Here is a 20997-nt window from a genome sequence, read left to right as displayed (position 1 = left end):
ACTTCCGGCGGCTAAATTCGAAAAAAATTGTTTAAGGGGATTTGATATGCCTGTTAAAAAGTATCTTTTTGTAACGAATTCTCTTTCATCCGGTGGAGCAGAGAGGGTTGTATCCATATTAGCAAGCCTTCTCGCTGAGAAAGGGTATGAAGTTCATTTAATCCTATATGTGAGAGTTGAAAATGAATATCCGATTTCGGATAAAGTAAAACTGCACCTCCTGCCTAAAAGAAAAGGCGAAAATAAAATCTATTACTATATGCGGAAATTTTCAATCATGAGAAAATTGGTTGATGAAATCAGGCCTGATATCATCATTCCGTTTTTACCCGATCAAGTAAACCATGTCTATATCGCATCAAGATTTATGAACATTCCATTCATCTTTACTGTCCGAAATAATCCGTTTGTCTATCCAGAATCAAACCTCATGAGGTTTGTTGGCAAGATGGTTGCGTTGTTATCCACTGGAATCTTTCTGCAAACGGAAGAACAAGCTGATTTTTTTCCGAAATTTGTACGGAAAAAAATCTTTGTGGTTCCTAATCCGGTAAGCAATGCCCTAATAGAATGCGATTATCAGAGAAGAGAATCCATTGAAGAAATAGCTACTTTCGGTAGGTTAAATACTCAGAAAAACCACCGCCTCTTAATTCAGGCATTTGCAAAAGTTTATCAAACAAATCAGTCTGTACGATTAAGCCTATATGGTGCAGGTGAAGAAGAAAACATCCTGAAGGAATTAGTGAATAAACTGGGAATAGAGAATGCTGTAAGTTTTAAAGGAAGAGTAGCGAATGTTGCCGATGCACTGATGTCTACTGATCTATTTGTTTTATCGTCCAACTATGAAGGGATGCCAAATGCACTGATGGAAGCGATGGCCGTTGGCTTGCCTTGTATCTCGACAGATTGTCCGACTGGCCCTAAAGATCTAATACAGAATATGGAAAATGGCATTTTGATTAAAAGCAATGATGTCGATGAATTAGCATCTGCGATTCATTACTGTGTAGAGAATCCTTTATTTTGTCAAGAAGCAGGAAGAGCTGCAAAGGAAAAAGTCAAAGAAGAATTTCAAGTAGAGATGGTTATCGACAAATTTATTAGAGAAATAAATCAAATCGTAAAGAAAAATGTGTCGAAAGGAGTTTTTAACGTTAACTATTAATCAGAAGCCAATGGAAAATTTTAAGCGACAGGATGAACCATTGGGTTCGCTACTAGGGGTAAAACGATGAATCTAAATGAGTTGAGAATTAATATAAAAGGATTGCTACTAAATAGCATCATATTGCTAATGCTTATTCATTTAATTTTACCGGGGATTACGGGTTTTTGGAGTTCTGATGGTTCGGATGCCTACGCTTATCAATTTCATTACTCTTCATTATCATCAGCAAGCTTCAATCTGGCCATCCTTTTACTGTATATGTTATTAGCCTTTTGTATCGTTAGTAATCAACAAAAAGGCAAAATTAATTTGTTTATTCCTTTTAGTCTACTAGTATTTTTTATTTGGTTGATCAATTCAATTTTTGAAGCTAGTTTGCAAGAGATATTTCTAAGTGACCTTTCGATAAATCTAAGTTTAATCCCGTTATTTTATTTACTTGGTTATGATAAGACTGTTTTTGAAAGTGCAAAAAAAGTTGTCCCATATCTGATCATCCTAATGGTTGTACTAATTCTATGGAATAGTATTTCATTTATTTTACAATATGGGATTTCAGTTGAGACGCGATTATCACCAAGTAAAGAAATGTTTTCGGTGCTAATCAGTGCTTATTGGTGTTATGCATTAGGAATGTCTGGTCAAAAAAGTACCCACAAGTCTTTCAAATATATTTTGGGCATATGTTTATTGATTTGTGCTTTTCTACTCCGTTCCAGAAGTTGGGTTATTCAGGGGGTTTTCGTCCTCTATTCCATCATGGCTCTTAACCCAGGTAAACATAGTTTCTTTAAGAAAATATTGTCTGTTTGTATTGTTGTGCTCGTTTTTATCGCCATTATCGTCTTATTTCCAAATATTACTGGAGCTCTTTTTAACCGTATCGGTGAAGATACGAGATTTGGACAGTACGAAACTTTCTTTTCGCAAGTTAGTCCACTTAGTTTACTGTGGGGTAACGGAATACGTGCTGGTTATAGTTTTCTAGGTAATCCCAACTATAAGTATTTTGATAATCAATTTATTTATCTGATGTTTCATTATGGAACGGTGCCGATTCTTTGTTTGCTTGGTGTGATCAGCGGCTTATTTAGAAAAATAAAAAGAGGCAGTTTAAATCGAGAGGAAATAGCTTTTATTTTCGGGTGCCGATTAATGAGTATCTTCTTTTTGGCAGCCTTAGGCGGATTATCGGTCTACTATAAATTAGGGTGGAATCTGTGTACACTATTCGTATTTATTTTCATTGGAAGAGCACATAAAATGGTGAAGGAATCTAGAAAAATTGCCATAAACAACGATAACACTCGAACAATAAGCAAAAATTTGAAGGGAAGTAAAGTGAATAAATTGATTAGTTAGTGGGGGAATTTTGGTGAAGAAAAGAATTTTTGTTTTTGGAGGATATTCAAGTTTCCCTCGGGGATCAGCAAAGGCTAATTATATGCAATATTTGGGTCAGGCATTGAAAGAGGCAGAATATGATGTGTATATAATTTCAAATATAAATGATGAATTTAGACTCCAAATTCAAGAGGGTCATCTTTCTTATAAGGGACTGAAGATCATTCCATACAAAATAACGAATATAAGACTTTTACGGCGCTTACAATTTGACTATCTTCAGGGGCATATCTTCGTTAATCTCTTAAAGAAGTATAGGGTTACAAAAGAAGATATTGTGTTGGTATATTCTGGAGACTTAGGCGTGAATCGTGAGGTTATAAAATATAAGAGAAAGATTGGCTTTAAATCAGTACATGTTGTTGCTGAATGGGTCACCAGCAGCTATTTTGAGAAAAAGCAGAAAGAAAAAAGGTACAAAACTTATTTAGACCGCTTTTTACTACAACATGACTTAATTTTCCCGATTTCTTCCTATATAGAAACGCATCTCATTGGAGACAAGAGCAAAAGCATGTGCTTACCGATTATGGCGGATACACTTGAATACCCGGTTGGAGAAAAAGCATTTAATAAAATTAAGTTTATCTTTCCAGGTAATGGATTAATGAAAGATGCGATTGAGGTCGTTCTGAAAAGCTTTAGCCAACTAACTGTTCAAGAAAGGGAACGAGTGGAATTAAATTTATGCGGGATTAAGGAAGAGAAAATTAAAAATCTATTGTCTCCACAAGAATATGATCGTCTAAAAGATATGCTTATCGTGCATAAATGGATGCATTATGAAGAATTGATTGAATTATATCAGTCGATGCATTTTTTGATGTTGGCTAGAGAAGAAAACCAAATGACCTTAGCGAATTTTCCTAGTAAAGTACCGGAAGTCATGTGCTATGGTGTGATTCCAATCGTATCACGTGTAGGTGACTATACGAAATATTATTTAGAAGACAATGTAAATAGTTTAATCTTTGATGGATGTGACATCGATTTATGCTTAGAGAAAATACGTCAAGCCCTTTCTATGACGCAGGCAGAAATAGTGGATTTATCTTTAAAAGCAAGAGAATGTGCGAAGAATAAATTCGACTATAGAAATTGGGCAGGAAAAATCCATAATGCCCTTGAACATATGTAAGGGTGTTTGAGAGGTCATTATGGAAGAAAAAAATCTGAAGAAAAAAGTTGTATCTGGGTTGTTATGGTCATTTGGTGAGCGATTTATGACACAAGGTGTTTCTTTTGCTTTATCGATCATTTTAGCACGTCTGCTTATGCCTAGTGAATATGGTTTAGTAGCTTTAATTCTGGTGTTTATTAATTTAGCTAGCGTATTCGTCACAAACGGAATTAGTGAATCATTAATTCAAAAAAAGAATGCAGATGAAACAGATTTTTCTACGATCTTTTATTGCAGTTTTGTCATGTCGATTTTTATTTATATCATTCTATTTTTTACAGCACCATTAATAGCAAAGTTTTATGACAACGCTGATTTAGTATGGATATTACGAATCCTGGCATTAATCATTCCCGTTTCGTCCTTTAATACAATTCAGCAGGCATATGTGTCGAAAAAAATGATGTTCAAAAAATTCTTTTTTTCGAACTTGGGCGGCACATTGGTGTCTGGGGTAATTGGCATTATCATGGCATATAATGGATTCGGCGTATGGGCATTAGTAGCTCAAAACCTCATTAATACAATAGTTGGAACAATCGTGCTTTTTTATACTGTTCAGTGGAGACCTAGACTATTATTTTCTTCACAGTCTGCTAAGGAACTTATGGGATTTGGATGGAAACTTGTTACTGCCGATTTTATTAATATCGGATATAACGAGTTAAGAAGTCTAACCATTGGTAAGGTTTATACAATGGCTGATTTGGCCTATTACAATCGAGGCAATCAGTTCCCCAGTCTTATTATTACGAATATAAATTCAGCGATTGCTAAAGTCGTATTTCCAGCGATGGCAGAGGTCAATGACGATATTAGCCGTTTAAAAACCGTAACAAGAAGATCGATGAAAATTACTGCCTATTTCATTTTTCCGCTTATGGTGGGACTTATGAGTGTGGCGAATCCCCTCATTCTGGTTTTATTGACTGAAAAGTGGTTGTTTGTTGTCCCGTTTTTACAGATTTGCTGCATTTATTGGTTATTTCAACCCATGCAAACGGCAAACTGGCAAGCGATTAAGGCTTTAGGGCGAAGTGACTTATTAATGAATTTGGAAATCTTGAAAAAGGTAATCGGTGTATCGATGCTTTTGTTAACCATGCACATAAATGTATATGCAATTGCGATATCAAATGCTGTTTTTGCAGGTATTTCAATGATCATCAACATGATTCCGAATAAAAAGTTGATCAATTATTCCATGGCAGAGCAATTTCGTGATATTGCACCACCGTTATTATTATCCATTGCAATGGGAGGGATGATTTATACGATTTCTTGGCTCTCACTTCCAGCTATCGTGACACTGGGATTGCAAGTTTTATCTGGTGGAATCATATATGTCGGGTTTTCCTATCTGTTTAAACTTGATAGTTTTATGTATTTAAGTGAAATGCTCATGAAAATGGTAAGGAAAGATTCTAAGGTACATATACGAAAAATGAAGGAAGGCGAAACGATTGTTAAAGAAAATTAGCAAAGTTATCAAAAAACCAGAAACTGTGGTTTTATGGGCTAATTGGAAAGGATACTTGAATTGGCTCCCAGATAATGTCTACCTGAATATAATGTATCTTTCTAGAATGAAAAAAAAGCTAGAATTGAAAAGCCCAAAAACATTTAACGAGAAACTCCAATGGCTTAAACTTTATGACCGGCATCCTAAATATATACAAATGGTCGATAAGTATGAAGCGAAAGAATATGTTGCGAACAGAATCGGATCAGAATATATCATTCCTACTTATGGGGTGTGGGATTCTTTTGATGAGATAAATATTGAAATGCTGCCAAACCAGTTTGTTTTAAAATGTACACATGATTGCGGCGGCTTAGTCATTTGCAGAGATAAAAAGAATTTTGATAAAGAGGCAGCTCGTGAAAAAATCAATCGTTGTTTGAAAAGAAACTATTTTTATAATGGGCGGGAATGGCCGTATAAAAATGTAAAACCAAGAGTGATCGCCGAAACGTACATGGAAGATCCTTCATCCGTCGTCTTAAAAGATTATAAGTTTTATTGTTTTAATGGAAAGCCAGAATTCGTACAGTTATCCGAAGGTATGGAGAAACACAGTACGGCATCTATGGCTTTTTTAACGTTAGATTGGGAACGTCTGCCATTCGAGAGGAGCGATTTTTTACGAATCCATAAAATTCCTCCTCAGCCGTTAAATTTAGAACTGATGAAATCGTTCGCAGAGGAGCTATCACAGGGACATTCCTTTTTGCGCGTTGACTTATATGAAATTAATGGAAGAGTATATTTCTCTGAATTAACCTTTTCACCTACGAGCGGATTTATTCCCATACAACCTCCAGAATACGATTTGCAAATTGGAAGATTACTTGAATTACCAAACAAACCAACTATTAAAAGGGTGATGTAAATATGACGATCAAATTTCAGAATAAATCAATTTTCATTACTGGCGCGGCTGGTTTTATCGGTTTTTACCTGGCTAAACAGATTTTAGAAACAAATGATGACACGGTGTCCATTATCGGTCTTGATAATATGAATGACTATTACGATGTTTCCTTAAAAGAAACGAGGTTGTCCCTGTTGAAAGAAATCGCAGCGGATGAATCGAAAGGTAACTTCACTTTTATTAAAGGTTCGCTAACAGACAAACCGCTCATTGATTCTATTTTTGAACAGTACCGGCCGAATATCGTGGTAAACCTTGCTGCACAGGCAGGTGTTCGTTATAGTATTACAAATCCGTTATCCTATATTGAATCGAACCTAATTGGTTTCTTCAATATCCTTGAAGCATGCCGCCATTCCTATGAAAATGGAGCAAAAGGGGTTGAGCATCTTGTGTATGCATCCTCTTCCTCTGTATATGGATCCAATAAAAAGGTACCGTATGCTACGGATGACAAAGTGGATAATCCTGTGTCCTTGTATGCAGCCACAAAGAAGTCTAATGAACTGTTAGCCCATTCGTATTCTAATCTATATGGTATTCCTTCTACCGGTTTACGTTTCTTTACCGTTTACGGTCCAATGGGCAGACCGGATATGGCATACTTTGGGTTTACCAATAAACTTGTAAAAGGAGAAAAAATCCAAATTTATAATTATGGGGACATGATGCGAGACTTCACTTATGTGGATGATATTGTGACCGGCGTCATAAATGTGATGGGAAAAACTCCAAATGCAAATGAAGATGGTGTGAAGTATAAGGTTTACAATATTGGTAATAATCAGCCGGAAAGCTTGTTAAACTTTGTGGAGACCCTTGAGAAGTGTTTGATGAAAGAGGGGATTATTGATCAACCTGCTGTGAAAGAACTTCTTCCTATGCAGTCTGGTGATGTTTACCAAACGTATGCAGATGTAGATGAACTTGTGAACGATTTTGGTTTCAAACCTAGTACTAGTCTTGAAGTAGGTCTTAGTCGATTTGCGAAGTGGTATAAGGAATATTATCTGGAATCCGGAGTGAAGGCGGTACAAATATGAAAATAGCAGTAGCTGGAACTGGATATGTAGGCTTAGTCACAGGGGTATGTCTGGCAAAACACGGCCATTCTGTTACATGTGTAGATGTCGACGATACGAAGATTGCTTTAATGAAGTCGGGAATTTCCCCCATCTATGAGCCGGGCATTGAAGAATTAATGGCTCATAATAGAGAACGATTGGATTTCACGACCGATTATAAAGAAGCTTATAAAGAGGCAGATGTCATTTTCATTGGTGTTGGAACGCCAGAAAAGCGGGACGGTTCGGCCAATTTAAGTTATGTTTATGAAGTAGCTGAACAAATTGCTGAAAGTATTGAAAAAGATTGTGTCGTGGTGGTTAAATCAACCGTCCCGATTGGCACGAATGATAAAATTGAAGATTTGATTAAATCCCATTTAGCAAATGATGTAAAGGTATATGTTGCTTCAAATCCGGAATTTTTGTCACAAGGTACGGCTGTCAGGGATACCTTACATGCATCAAGGATTGTGATTGGCGTCGAAGATGAAATGGCTAGCAACATATTAAAAGAAGTTTATCGAAATTTTCATGCGCCAGTTGTGGTGACAAATAGAAAAAGTGCTGAAATGATTAAATATGCCTCCAATGATTTTCTAGCTCTTAAGATATCTTTTATCAATGAAATTGCAAATCTTTGCGAAATTATTGGTGCGAATATAGAAGATGTCGCACATGGCATGGGCTATGATCCGCGGATTGGCAACCGATTCTTAAATGCTGGCATCGGATATGGAGGGTCTTGTTTCCCTAAAGATACAAAAGCATTGCATTGGCTGGCAAATTTCCATGACTATGAATTAAAGACTGTAAAAGCAGCGATTGATGTAAATGAAAATCAAAAACTTAAATTGTTCAAAAAATCCCGCAAATATTATGATCGTTTAAAAGGATTGAATGTAGCGGTCCTTGGTTTAACCTTCAAGCCAGGAACGGATGATTTAAGAGAAGCGCCTTCGCTAGTGAATATTCCGATTATGATGGATGATGGCGCAAATGTAAGGGCTTGGGATCCTGTGGGGATTGATAATTTTAAAAAGGTATATCCAAACGGCATTGCTTACTGCCATTCCATCGAAGAAACGATTAAGGATGCTGACATTTGTTTTATATTTACTGAATGGGAAGAAGTTAAAAACTTTGATTTAAATAACTATAGTAAGTTGATGAAAAATCCGATCGTTGTGGATGGAAGAAACTGCTATGATTTGATCAGTGTAAAAAATGCAAAAATCATTTATGACTCAATTGGAAGAGAAACGATAAACAGTTTAGAAATGTCACTTTTATAAGTGATTTTTGAATAAAGAAATAGCCTTGGTTTTCCGAATATTCAATCTCCTGAAGTGTGACAATATTATAATCAATTAAAAAAAGAAAAGGCAGACCAACTCCCGGTCTGTCTATTTTTTTATGGAGGGAAAATCATGAGATTAGTACTATTATCTGGTGGTTCAGGAAAACGGTTATGGCCGTTGTCAAATGATACCCGTTCGAAACAATTCTTGAAAGTGCTTGAAGGAGAAAATGGGGAAAAACAGTCGATGGTCCAAAGGGTATGGGGACAGTTAAAAAAAGCGGGACTTGCAGATTCTTCATTAATCTCCACTTCAAAAATGCAAAGAGACATGATATACAGCCAAATTGGAATGGATGTTCCTTTAATTATTGAACCTGAAAGACGAGATACGTTTCCAGCGATTGCATTGGCTGCCTCTTATTTATACTCGATTGAAAGTGTTTCAGAAAATGAGGTCATTGTTGTTTTGCCAGTAGATCCATATATAGAAGATCACTTTTTTGAAAAGGTAAAGGAACTAGAACACATATTAGCCCATTCGGAAGCTGATCTTGCTTTAATTGGGGTGAAACCAACATATCCATCTTCAAAATATGGATATATTGTTCCAAAAGAACATGCTGGTATAGGAGATGAATATTTAACAGTAAATCATTTTACCGAAAAACCAAGCGAAGAAAAGGCACGAACACTAATAGAAAAAAATGCATTATGGAATTGTGGCGTGTTCGGATTTAAATTGAAATATCTCATTGATTTACTTTACGAAAAAGGCTTGCCGCTTCATTTTGATGAACTAAAACGACAATATCAATCTCTCGCTAAAATAAGCTTTGATTATGAAGTGGTTGAAAAAGCAAATCATCTTATTGTGCTTCCATATGTTGGATATTGGAAAGATCTTGGAACATGGAATACGTTAACAGAAGAAATGGCTACCACTCAAATCGGTAAAGGGATTATTAGTGACGATACGTTCAATACACATTTAGTCAATGAATTAGATATTCCTATAACGGTTCATGGTGTCAAAGATGTAGTAGTTGCCGCAAGTCCGGATGGGATTCTTGTTACAGATAAAGCATCTAGTCCAAAAATTAAAGAGCTAATCCGTTCCTTTAATCATCCACAAATGTATGAAGAACGGATATGGGGATGGTCCCGTGTATTAGATTATGCAAAATTTGAGAATGGACAGGAAATGGTTACAAAGCGAATTTGTATCCATAAAGGAAAAAATTCAAGCTATCATTATCATCATTTACGAGATGAAGTGTGGACGATTGTAAAGGGTGAGGGTGAGCTAGCTTTAGATGATTCAATCAATCGTGTTAAAGCAGGGGATATTGTTCATCTTCCAGCAGGAAGAAAACATGGAATTTTTGCGATTAGTGATTTAGAGTTTGTAGAAGTTCAAACAGGTTCGGGTATCACAGATGAAGACTTTACAAGATTGTATATGACTTGGGATGAAGTTATTGGTCATTTTCAACAATCTAAATCAAAGGTAATCTCGTAATATGGATTCGGTCTTGGGTCATTGACGGTGAATCATGAACTCTCCCTCAATGATCCTTTCTAACTGTATATCGTTTTTTATAGAGGTGATTATGATAAAAAGGAATAAAAAATGGGCTTGGTTTTTTCTCTTATTATTTCTCCTTTTTAGTTGTCAACACACTGTGCTTACCGAAAAGCAAATGGACTTCTCAAAAGGAATGAATCTTAATGGTTGGTTTGTTTGGCAATTTGGTAATGATCCACATACATTTTACAAGGAAAACGACGCTAAACAATTAAAAGATCTAGGATATACGTATGTTCGTATTCCAGTTGATCCAGATTATATTTGGGATTATGAAAACGATCAATTAAAGCACATGAAGGAAATTAAACGAGCAATTGAAATGAATAATAGTCAAGGACTCGCCGTAACGTTAGATTTACATCCAACAGAAAAAATTACAGGTAAACAAAATGATCCTAGTACAAAACAAGAAATATATTCCCTTTGGAGTGCATTATCAAAGGAGTTAAAAAAGTATCCTTCTGACCAATTATCTTTTGAATTATTTAATGAACCGAATTTTACAGACGATGACGCTTGGCGGGATTTTATGGATAAATCCATTAAAGCGGTTCGAGAACATGATACGAAACGTACCCTTCTAATTGATTCAAACAATTTTTCTAAGTTGGAAACACTTGTATCAAGCGAGCCTTTTAGTGATAATCATTTAGTTTATGTTTTTCATTTCTATGCCCCATTTGTGTTTACTCATCAAGGGTGGGAATGGTGGGAGGAGGCCGCTATTAAAGAATTAAGAAATATTCCATATCCTGCCTCACCTGAAATTGTTGCATCACTCCTTCAAGGATTATCACCAGAGGCACAGTCAATGCTAAAATGGTATGGAAGTGAAAAATGGAATCAGCAAAAAATTGAACAACAAATTATGCAGGTTGCAGAATGGCGTGATCAACATCAAACAAAAGTGATCATGAATGAATTCGGTGTATATAAACAAAATTCAAAACCAGAAGATAGAAATGCTTGGATCAGGGATGTTCGAACCACGGTAGAAAAATATAATATCGGGTGGGCATTTTGGGGCTATGATGATCATCAATTTGGATTATTCTCTTCTCGATCAAGTGTGACTGGTAAGCGTACGGTAGACAAAGAAACCGCACAGGCTCTTGGTTTATCTGATCAAAAATAGAATAAAGCTTTATTCAAATGAATACAGGGGAACCAGTATTATTTATTTTCACAGATAAACCGAAGTATTAATTCAACCCAGCCAATCATTGAGATCCAAAGAGTGATACTTAATGGTACAGCCCAGACTAGTCCTTTTAGAAAATTACCTTCATGATTCATAATAGTACCTCCTTAACTTTTATAAAAGGAAGAAACCTTTCTGGTTTAAATCTATTATGGTTAATAATTCTGAAGTTAACCTTATTAATTAGGAAAAGTGCTAATACCATTGCTTGAAAATTCAAAATAATAGTCTCGATTTTTAAGCAGTATATTTATCATTTTATTCCTATTGGATTAAAAAAATTACGGAGTTAAAAAAATGAGATGGTTTACTTTTATTTGTTTAAGTGTTATTTTTCTTGTTACTCCATTCCAGTGGGGACTTTATTATGATTCGGATATTCGATTTTGGGAATGGTTTATTTTCGGACTATTTCTAATGAACGTTGCATGGTTTTGGCTCAAAGAACCAGAGATATTATTGAAAAATAAAGTTTATTTCCTAGTGTTTCTTTTACCATTTATGTATGTTTTAACGGTTCCTTTTGCATTAAACCCAGAAGGGAACTGGAATACAATTTTCAGATTTTTTACATACTCATTCTTCTTTCTTTTATTAATGTGGACAAAAGAAGAAGTTGTTATAAAAAATCTGTATTCATACATTTTTCATATTCTAGGAGTCTCATTTCTGGTTTTTTCATTAGCCAATAAGTTAGATTTCATTTATTTTAATGAATATATGGTTGGATGTGAGCCAGGACGGGCATGTGGACCTGTTCGATATCCAAACACTTTTGCAGCAATAATGGGGGCTTATTGGTTTTATACCTTCGCAATTCTGATTCGGAGAAGATCCTTTGATTGGATAACTGGATTTCTCTTGTTATTGATTGCAGGTTATGGAGCAGTTTTGTTACATACCTATTCACGTGGAGCTTATATCTTTTTCGCATGTGCTTTCATTTTAGCTATTACTTTATTATATAAACAGTGGAAAAAGTTATTATTATATTCGTCCTCGTTTATATTTTTATCCATTGGTGTTTTTAGTTTTGCAAGCATCGAACAAAATGGAAGGATACAAGTCATTCCAGACAGCTTGAAAGCTCGTATATCTGATATTAGTCCGAGCACGGATACTGCAGCGGCTAGAATTAGTTTTTACGAGGAAGCGATCTCTATGAGTAACGATTCACCATGGTTTGGTTTCGGTGGTGACAGCTGGCCGGTTTATTATCCAAAATATGAAGATAAGAAATTTGGATTAGATCAAGTTCATAACGGTTATCTAGATTTCTTAATTGAAATCGGTTGGATTGGGATATTGGTTTTTAGTTTGTTCTTTATCTTATTAATCTATCTTATATTGAAATCTAGATCTACTGTAAGTAATCAGACACATCGAGTTGGAGTAATTCTAGCATTATCTATGTTATTTGGGCATGGAGTGGTGGACTATGACTTTTCATATGGTACTGTGTGGTTCCTTATTTATTGGTTGTTTGCAATTGGATTGAATGAAATAAACGTTGAAGAGATCATCTTTAAGATTAAGTTGAAACCTAAAACAACTAAAATGGTGATTAAGACAATGAAATGAAAATTTTAAAAATTCTGTCGCCTTAGAGGAATTCATGTTATAATTTATGTAATACTTAAAGGTAAGGCTTGTTCCTTATAAGTACTAAATCATTAGGTTAAATGCGAAAGCATTTTTTTTATACATTCTTCGTTCTTTATAAAGAACCAACCTGTTTTTTAAATCAACAAAAGGGCAGAAAGGTGATAAACATGGAAGAACGCTTTTTAATGGAAATACATAACCAACTTACGAAAAGCCATGAAACAATTAGTGCTTCTAATATGTTTCAAAAAAAAATATTAGAAAAGGATATAGAAATATTTTTAAATGATTATCGGAAGGTAGTGTTGCCAGAATTTTTCCATGATGGGTAAATTACACTCCAAGAATTAAATCATTTTAAAAATAGGATCGAGAATATACTTCATATGACAAAATGTAGTAATGGTTTATCTGATAAAGATTCAATGATTATTCTTGGGAAGATCCCTTCTATTAGAACCATGGTCTATAAAGAAATTGAGGCAGCCTTTATAAAGGATCCTGCAGTCTTTTGGTAGCTACTTGTTAAAAAGATAGGAGGCTAAAAAATGGATCATTCGTCTGTATCATCAGTATCAGACAGAGATGCTCAAGTTACCTTACCAAGGAATACGATTGAAAAGAAACTTGTAGAATTATGGGAATCTATATTAGATGTTAGACCCATAGGAATTACGGATAATTTCTTCGATTTAGGTGGAAATTCTTATTTAGCTATGCAAATGTTTTCGGATATAGAAAAAATCTTTAATAAGGAATTGCCTGTTTCAATCATTCTTCAAGAAGGAACAATAGAAAATCTGGCAGCGTTATTGTCATCAAATAATCAGACTATTGATATGTCATCATCCCTAGTGGCAATACAATCTTTTGGCTCTAAGCAACCTCTTTATTGTATTCATGGTGGAGGCGGTGAAGTATTAATTTATAGATATTTAGCGGTGGAATTAGGGAATGACCAACCTTTATTTGGACTTAGATATCCTAATAGTGAAAATAACGAGAAAATAACGGTTGAATCACTCGCTGATATATATGTTAAAGAAATAAGAAAAATACAACCAAATGGGCCATATTCACTCTTGGGTTTCTGTATTGGTGGAGCCATTGCCTATGAAATAGCTCAAAAGCTGATTCAAATAGGAGAGGAGGTTTCATTGTTAGCTATTCTCAATTTAGCCAACCCCCAAAAAATCCCTCTAATCATTCCAAAAGAAACGCCATTAAACCAAAAAATCCTAAATAGGCTAATGAAAATATCTAAAATGTCACTGAAAGAGTGTGCTTTATTCATTAAACAGATGTTCCAAAAAGTAGTAGGTAAATTTTTTGCTTCAAATACGACAGAAAATAAAAAGCCTAACGGAATGACACAAACAAGAATGACCCTTAGAGCTGCAGTAAGAGGATATAATCCCCAACCTTATCCAGGAAAGATATTACTACTTTCTGGAGATAGATATAACGACTATGAGGAAAAACTCGGTTGGGAGACAGCTGATAATGGAAGCATTGAAGTTCAAGCAATACGAGTCGAACATGATAGGTTTTTGAAAAAACCGAACATTGAAGTTGTTGCGGGTCTCTTAAAACAACATTTTGAGATGGAGGAAGCCATTTTTTATAACCAAAAAATAAATTGATAGTAGGTTATTCCCTAAAATCTTTTTAAGGAACGAGAGGTGGACAACAAGTATGTGTGGAATTTGTGGATTTATTACCAAGGAACCATTTCATTTGAATGATCTAGAAAAGATGAACAATACATTGGTGCATAGAGGACCAGATGATAATGGTGAAGTAATCTTCCAAAAAGATGGATTTTATTTTGGATTGGCACATAGTAGATTATCCATTTTAGACTTATCTGAGATGGGGCATCAGCCAATGCATTCGGATGACTCAACTATTTCCATTGTTTTCAATGGAGAAATTTATAATTATATTGAATTACGAGAGGAACTTCGTGCTATTGGATATCGGTTTCGTTCAAACACGGATACAGAAGTGATCATCTATGCCTATCAACAGTGGGGAACAAATTGCTTTAATAGGTTGAATGGAATGTTTGCAATTGCAATATATGATAAAAGCAAAAATGAACTAATCTTGGCAAGAGATCGAATTGGTAAGAAGCCGCTCTATTATTACCATAAATATGGGGATTTTGTATATGCCTCGGAGCTTAAGGCCATTATGAAGTATCCGGCGTTTACAAAAGAGATAAGAAGGGATGTCATATCAGGTTACCTCTACCATCAATATATTTCCGCACCAAATACCATTTTTAAAGATACGTTTAAGTTAGAGCCAGGTTCTTTTTTGATTTGGAAAAATAACACTGTAACGATACAAAAATACTGGAACATAATAGACAGGTACTCGAATTTAAGTAATCAATTAATCACCGACTACAAACAAGCAAAATTTGAGTTAAATGATTTATTGAAAGATAGTGTGAGTAAAAGAATGATAGCAGATGTTCCTTTAGGATCTTTCTTAAGCGGCGGCATTGATTCTAGTTTAGTTACTGCTATTTCGCAAAGCGTAAGCAGTAAACCAATCAAGACCTATTCAATCGGATTTGATGACCCTGAATATGATGAATCAGCTTTTGCAAATGAGATTGCGGATTATTTAGGAACACACCATACTGTGATGAAAATCAATACAGATGATATGGTTGATCTTGTTGAAAGTATTCCCTACTATTACGACGAGCCATTTGCAGATGCTTCACAGATTCCTACCATGTTAGTTTCACAGCTTGCTAAGAGGGATGTAACCGTTGCTCTCTCTGGAGATGGCGGTGATGAACTATTTTGTGGTTATAATATGTATGATAAATTACCGATGGTGCAAAAATTAGATAGATATGGGGGAATTTTGCACTATTTGTTAGAAGAAACGAAGATCAAAAAATTAAATTTAAATGAGAAAATTCCATCTTCCGTTAGGGCCGTTGTCCTAAACCGGGAGGAAAGAACGAAAACTCAATTATTGTATCATACGCTTGATGATCTTCCTAATAGGTTAGTGAAAGGGAACAGCGGCGAAGTGTTATTCTTCGGAGAAGATAAATATCCACTGGATAATTGGCAGATGCGTCGAATGCTTCTTGATATGCAGACATATTTACCAGAGGATATTTTAACGAAAGTGGATAGAGCATCCATGAAATATTCGCTCGAAGCGAGATGTCCAATCATCGATTATCGGATTATTGAGTACTCGTTTCAACTTCCACATGATTTTAAGTATTATAAAGGTACGAAGAAACGTATTCTAAAGGATCTTGCCTATGAATATATTCCTAGCAAGTTACTAGATCGCCCCAAAAAAGGTTTTGGAGTACCGATTGACACATGGCTAAAAACTTCATTAAGTAATGACCTTAAAAGGTTCTCTGAGAGAACTGCTATTATGAAACAGGGAATATTTGAATATGAAGTACTTTCAGAGCTGATAACGAAGCTTTATGACAATAAAACTAACGGCTTAGAAGATCGAGTTATATGGAGCTTTTATGTGTTTCAATTATGGTACAGAGAGTATATAGAGGCTATTTTCTAATTGACAAAAGCGTTCATTGATGACAAATTAGGTCATCAATAAACGCTTTATTTGTTCTCCCTACTGTTCTATTTACAAAAATGTCCTTGAACCAACAAAGTAGTTTTTACTCACTGCCATGTCCAATGATTTTGGTAAATATTCTTGCTTCATCATATCTGTGATGTCAATCAGTGCAAATTCCGCTGCATAGAAGGGGTATTGCTTTGCATTGTTTGTCCCGACTTGATCTTGCACATAAAAAGCGACTTTACTGCTTGTTCGATCTGCTTTAAATACAAATGAAATGTCCGTGTAGGCACTACTGTTATATCGAGCATCTATTTGTCTAATCTGGTCAAAGGACCCTTCATCATAAAAAGCTTTAAAACGAAGGAAATAATTATCTACAGTTGGTTTCACTTTGACTCTAACTAAATATACACGATTCTGTGATACAGATAAATTACTAAGTGTGCCCATTCTAGGTGTTGCTGCCCAGTTCGTAGTTGCATAAATTCTATTTCCTGTTACTGTATAGGAACTAATGAAGTTTTTGCCTAACTGAAAATTAGTACTGTTATAAGCAGTTATCTTATTGGTCAATGTGTTTCCTGACGTTAGAAAATTATTATATTGTGCAATTGCATAAATAGTTGCTTTCATACTTGCAGTTGTTACTTGAGAGGTGTAAGAAAGATTTGTACTTAGACCTTGCGTCGCATCTTGCTCATAATCCAATGAGATGCTTGTACAAGTATGGTCGATATAATATCCGCATAATTGTGAGACAAGATTTGTGTTAAAGTTAGTGGCTTTCACAATACCTGTGATTCTGGCACTAGAATTGATAAAATAAAAACCGACTGCCGTTGCTGCAGATTTTAGGCTAGATCCATCAGGAGCAAGTACAGAGTATCCATTTTTATCCGCTAAACAACCAAGTAAATCTGTATCTTTCGCTCCATCGAAGACAAAACCATGTCCATAGTTTTCCTGTGAGTCAATATTCACAAATCCATTTCTAGTACCCGTACAATAGGTACCTGCAGAGTTCAAGTCCGTACCATTGCCGTAGAATTTCCCATCTGCTTTCTTCACGCCGCGGCCATTGAAGATGATTTTCATATTTGAAAATCTGTTATTACTTCCTGTTACATAAAGTCCTGCTTTACCATTGCCAGTAATATCAAAAGTATCATACATATTATCCGTTGATTCGATCCAAGCACCGTAACCCGTACAGAATTGAATGGTGACCCTCGAGATAGAATAGATCCATGTATTGCGGTAACAGCGGAATCCATTTCCTCCTATGTCCCTAATTTCAATATTTTGGATGCTAATATTATCCATTGACCCCTCGTTAGTGGCCGAATTAAGACCGGGTCTACCAATGACAAGACCGTTCTTATCAACAGAAGGTGTGGGATCGAAGCAATTCCCTCTTAAGGTGAGGTCGGCAATTCCACAATTATCACTTATATTAAAGTTAACCATATCTGTATTAGCACCATTGGATAGTCTAATAGTCGAAACACCTGCACCTGCTCCTATAATGTGGACATTTGACGGAATGTTTATAGTAGAATTGATGTAATGTAATCCTGCTGGAATTTGTAAGATTCCGCCTCCGCTCGCTGTTAAATCCCTAAATGCTTGGTTAAATGCAGGAATCCAATCCGACCCAATTTTATAGGAAGAATAATCTGAAAGATTAACTATTTTAATCACTCCCCAGTAATTGATTTATTGTATTACATAATAGTTTATTAAAAAGTACAAATAAGACTTAATTAAAACACACATTTATTGTAAAAATTTTAAATATTTTGTCATTAATTGTCAGACTATCAACAGATTCTGTTAGATAAGATTAAACACTTTTTGCCAATATATTTTCCAGGCAAGCTATGATACTTATATCAAATTTTTTCTAGTAGGAGGAATGAAAGGGAGCACAATGATTCAAAGGTAGCTGAGAAAAAAAAGTCAAAGGTAGGAAATAGGGTTATAAATACCTAGAAATGGATTTGGAGGAAGTAGCTGAGTGGATTAATTCTATACCTAGTAGAAGAAAGACGTTAGACATAATATAAGTCGGTGATAGGATTCAAACACAAAAAGCGTTTATGGATGACTTTCAGGTCACCAATAAACGCTCTCTTATTTATTCTCATTTTCTATTTTCCACTTATTAAAATCTAAAAATTCTCGGAATGATTTTTTGAGACACCTGAATTCATAGCTTCTAGAACTAGTTTTGACCATTCAGTGTCAAGGACGTTCTGACTAGCTTCGTTATCCTCATCGTTAAGTAAAGTATTCACTGATACTCCTAGAACGGAGGAGATTTTTTCAAGGAATTGAATCGAAGGATTTGCTTGTAGGTTACGTTCAATAGAGCTTATATATGATTTTGCAACTCCTGCTCGTTCAGCTAGTTCGGATAATGAGAGCTTCCTTTGCATTCGATATGATTTAATGCGTTCACCAATCATGTTTTGTCACTCCCTCCATAATCGATTATAGCATAAGTTGAAGGGTGACGGAAACGAGTCTAATTGTTCAAATCCAATTACTTGATTCTTTTCTCTTCTCTACAAAGAAGCTTTTAATTTCTTCCTCTGTGATTCCCATTTCTAATGCTTCTAAAATTAAATCTACCCACTCTTGACCAACAGTTCATCTACTTTTCTCATCTTATTCATCGTTTTTCCTCCAAAATACAACATTTTATTTCAGGCAGTCCAGCCATCATAGCAAAAAAATAACTTTAGACCTGTGACTTTACGTCCCTATTTTTCAATAGTTTTGCCCTTTACTGTTTAATAGTTATTTATTTTTATTTTTTATCTCATTTCATAGTATATATGATGTATTAAAGGGATACTGTAGAAGTTTGTAATTGTCTAAAAATTAAGAAGAGATAAGAATTTTTTAACTATAAGCAATTGGAAAATGTTGTGATTTCAAAATTGTAAACGTATTCATAAAGATGATAGGAATTACCTGGTTTATATATCCAATTTTAGGATAGTTGATTTGTCACTTCGAACAAGCTAAAAAACATCAAAATATTGTTAGAAAATAGTATAAAGTGTATATTGCTGTGAATTAATGTCGATTGTTTTTTTTACGAAAAAATAACTAGTGATTTTTGGGAATAAACTCCTGGGAACTAGAAGTAAAAAACAGAAGCGAGTAAAGTCATATAGTGCTGTTCTCGTTGACCGTAAGAATCGAGTAAAGCGAGTGGTCCGCATTGAATGAAAGTGGAGGAAAAAAACAGAAGTGGTAAATGAGAGGGGTTCTCATTGTTCAAAGTGAATACGTTGCCCTGTCAACCCGAAGTTGTTGAAGATCCTAAACACAAGGATGTGACCAGTAATGTTTATTGATGAACCGGAACGTTTGAATACGATTTTTGCTAACATATCTGAATCATTCTGGGGAAAATATACGTTCGTTAAAAGTACTCCGTTTTTTTAGAAATCCTTGACCCATGTGTCAGCAAAGGAAATGCAGTCAGACAAATCGGCGAAAAACTTAGTATTAAGCAGGAAGAAGTCATTTGCATCGGGGACGGCGAAAATGATTTAAGTATGATTGAGTATGCTGGCTGTGGAGTGGCAATGGCCAATCCTGAATCTGTTGTGAAAGAAGCGGCTCAGTTCCATACATTATCCAATAATGAACATGGGGTAGCTTATGCTATCGAAAAATTAATAGTAGAAAAAGAATAGTCAATCAAAGTAATTTTATATTTTACAATAAATAGTATATCAAGGGAGGCAACACCCTAACAAAGAACCTGCATCCTAATGGATAGCGGGTTCTTTGTAAGTTCTCAATGCTTAATTGAAGTATTTCTGAACCCTAGCTCTTCCATAGCAAAGATTGCTGTTAAGCCCCAAATCGATGTTACTCCGATACTTGGTTGTTTCTCAAAAAATCCCTAATTTCTTCAACGGATATTCCTAACTCTAAAGCCTTCTTAATAAGAGCGACCCATTCTTTATCCAGCGTAATAGTCATCAAATTTACCCTCCAAAAAATGCACAATATTCCTAACACTAGAAGTGAAATTTAATCATATTATTCTGCTTCTCATCAACCGAGAACTAGATTGTTAGTCTTATTTATTATTACAATCGTACTATAAGCGTATCAATATACGAACAAAAACCGTGACAAAAAGTTCGACAGTAATTTGAAAATACTGTCAAATGATAGAAACGTATAGTTCTATAGTTGATTTTTCTCCCAAATTTTAAATTTGATATAGTTTATATATTCTTTAAAATCGTCTTTTATCTATTCCATCATTCACAGCATTTTCAATGATATTCTTCAACTCTGTATCCAGTATCTCTTTTTCATAATTGTCTAATTGAATTTTTCCTTGGTCGATTCCGGTAAGTATTTTATGGAAACACCTAAGGGCTTTGTGGCCTTCATTAAAAATGGAATAGAAGGGTTTTTATTAAG

At 35.0% G+C, this 20997-nt stretch carries 18 protein-coding genes, 2 pseudogenes and 1 riboswitch; of the genes and pseudogenes, 15 read left to right on the top strand and 5 right to left on the bottom strand.

Annotation, left to right across the window (positions count from 1 at the left end; translation table 11 throughout):
* Window positions 1-46 precede the first annotated feature (46 nt).
* The 9 genes from QNH29_RS28105 (at window position 47) to QNH29_RS28065 (ending at window position 11283) form a co-directional block, all read left to right on the top strand.
* Window positions 47-1171: a glycosyltransferase gene (locus QNH29_RS28105; protein WP_283862522.1), complete on the top strand. Its 1125-nt coding sequence runs from the start codon at window positions 47-49 to the stop codon at window positions 1169-1171.
* Window positions 1172-1237: 66 nt separating this feature from the next.
* Entirely contained in the window at window positions 1238-2536 is a 1299-nt protein-coding gene (locus tag QNH29_RS28100) for a hypothetical protein (RefSeq protein WP_283862521.1), read from the top strand.
* A gap of 13 nt (window positions 2537-2549) precedes the next feature.
* Entirely contained in the window at window positions 2550-3716 is a 1167-nt protein-coding gene (locus QNH29_RS28095) for a glycosyltransferase (RefSeq protein WP_283862520.1), read from the top strand.
* A 19-nt stretch (window positions 3717-3735) separates the two neighbouring features.
* Window positions 3736-5238, top strand: a complete 1503-nt coding sequence (locus QNH29_RS28090) for a lipopolysaccharide biosynthesis protein (protein ID WP_283862519.1) — start codon at window positions 3736-3738, stop codon at window positions 5236-5238.
* Window positions 5222-6151, top strand: a complete 930-nt coding sequence (locus tag QNH29_RS28085; protein WP_283862518.1) for an ATP-grasp fold amidoligase family protein — start codon at window positions 5222-5224, stop codon at window positions 6149-6151. The genes QNH29_RS28090 and QNH29_RS28085 overlap by 17 nt, the downstream gene beginning before the upstream one ends.
* A gap of 2 nt (window positions 6152-6153) precedes the next feature.
* The gene (locus tag QNH29_RS28080) at window positions 6154-7236 is read left to right on the top strand and encodes an NAD-dependent epimerase/dehydratase family protein (protein WP_283862517.1); all 1083 of its coding nucleotides are present in this window, start codon (window positions 6154-6156) and stop codon (window positions 7234-7236) included.
* On the top strand, window positions 7233-8552 hold the full coding sequence (locus tag QNH29_RS28075) for a UDP-glucose dehydrogenase family protein (RefSeq protein WP_283862516.1): 1320 nt from the start codon (window positions 7233-7235) through the stop codon (window positions 8550-8552). The genes QNH29_RS28080 and QNH29_RS28075 overlap by 4 nt, the downstream gene beginning before the upstream one ends.
* Before the next feature lie 135 nt (window positions 8553-8687).
* Entirely contained in the window at window positions 8688-10079 is a 1392-nt protein-coding gene (locus QNH29_RS28070; protein ID WP_283862515.1) for a sugar phosphate nucleotidyltransferase, read from the top strand.
* A gap of 199 nt (window positions 10080-10278) precedes the next feature.
* Window positions 10279-11283: a glycoside hydrolase family 5 protein gene (locus tag QNH29_RS28065; RefSeq protein WP_283862514.1), complete on the top strand. Its 1005-nt coding sequence runs from the start codon at window positions 10279-10281 to the stop codon at window positions 11281-11283.
* A 38-nt stretch (window positions 11284-11321) separates the two neighbouring features.
* Here the strand turns inward: QNH29_RS28065 and QNH29_RS28060 are convergent, their stop codons facing one another.
* Window positions 11322-11444, bottom strand: coding sequence for a hypothetical protein (locus QNH29_RS28060; protein ID WP_283862513.1), 123 nt, complete (start codon window positions 11442-11444; stop codon window positions 11322-11324).
* A gap of 202 nt (window positions 11445-11646) precedes the next feature.
* Here QNH29_RS28060 and QNH29_RS28055 point away from each other — a divergent pair, with 202 nt between their 5' ends.
* The 5 genes from QNH29_RS28055 (at window position 11647) to asnB (ending at window position 16527) form a co-directional block, all read left to right on the top strand.
* Window positions 11647-12930 (top strand): O-antigen ligase family protein, encoded by a 1284-nt coding sequence (locus QNH29_RS28055; RefSeq protein ID WP_283862512.1) that lies wholly within the window; start codon window positions 11647-11649, stop codon window positions 12928-12930.
* A 191-nt stretch (window positions 12931-13121) separates the two neighbouring features.
* Window positions 13122-13286, top strand: coding sequence for a hypothetical protein (locus QNH29_RS28050; protein WP_283862511.1), 165 nt, complete (start codon window positions 13122-13124; stop codon window positions 13284-13286).
* Window positions 13287-13340: 54 nt separating this feature from the next.
* Window positions 13341-13472: a hypothetical protein gene (locus QNH29_RS28045; RefSeq protein WP_283862510.1), complete on the top strand. Its 132-nt coding sequence runs from the start codon at window positions 13341-13343 to the stop codon at window positions 13470-13472.
* Between the two features lie 30 nt (window positions 13473-13502).
* Window positions 13503-14597 (top strand): thioesterase domain-containing protein, encoded by a 1095-nt coding sequence (locus tag QNH29_RS28040; RefSeq protein ID WP_283862509.1) that lies wholly within the window; start codon window positions 13503-13505, stop codon window positions 14595-14597.
* 52 nt (window positions 14598-14649) lie between these two features.
* Entirely contained in the window at window positions 14650-16527 is a 1878-nt protein-coding gene (gene asnB / locus QNH29_RS28035) for an asparagine synthase (glutamine-hydrolyzing) (RefSeq protein WP_283862508.1), read from the top strand.
* Window positions 16528-16599: 72 nt separating this feature from the next.
* Here the strand turns inward: asnB and QNH29_RS28030 are convergent, their stop codons facing one another.
* From QNH29_RS28030 to QNH29_RS28020, 3 genes and pseudogenes are all read right to left on the bottom strand, one after another.
* Window positions 16600-18240, bottom strand: coding sequence for a pectate lyase family protein (locus QNH29_RS28030; RefSeq protein ID WP_283862507.1), 1641 nt, complete (start codon window positions 18238-18240; stop codon window positions 16600-16602).
* 432 nt (window positions 18241-18672) lie between these two features.
* Window positions 18673-19007, bottom strand: a pseudogene (locus tag QNH29_RS28025) (helix-turn-helix domain-containing protein).
* Window positions 19008-19074: 67 nt separating this feature from the next.
* Window positions 19075-19191: pseudogene (locus QNH29_RS28020) on the bottom strand (anti-repressor SinI family protein); the annotation flags it as partial.
* A gap of 56 nt (window positions 19192-19247) precedes the next feature.
* Window positions 19248-19335, bottom strand: a riboswitch (cyclic di-GMP riboswitch).
* A 665-nt stretch (window positions 19336-20000) separates the two neighbouring features.
* Between QNH29_RS28020 and QNH29_RS28015 the strand changes: the two are divergent.
* Window positions 20001-20252, top strand: coding sequence for an HAD-IIB family hydrolase (locus QNH29_RS28015; protein ID WP_349654914.1), 252 nt, complete (start codon window positions 20001-20003; stop codon window positions 20250-20252).
* A gap of 178 nt (window positions 20253-20430) precedes the next feature.
* Here QNH29_RS28015 and QNH29_RS28010 read toward each other — a convergent pair whose 3' ends face one another.
* Complete coding sequence (locus tag QNH29_RS28010) at window positions 20431-20544, bottom strand: anti-repressor SinI family protein (protein ID WP_283862506.1); 114 nt, start codon at window positions 20542-20544, stop codon at window positions 20431-20433.
* Window positions 20545-20997: the final 453 nt, after the last annotated feature.

Source organism: Neobacillus sp. DY30, assembly GCF_030123065.1.
Lineage (GTDB): Bacteria > Bacillota > Bacilli > Bacillales > Cytobacillaceae > Neobacillus.
This window is presented reverse-complemented; position numbering and strand designations above follow the sequence as displayed.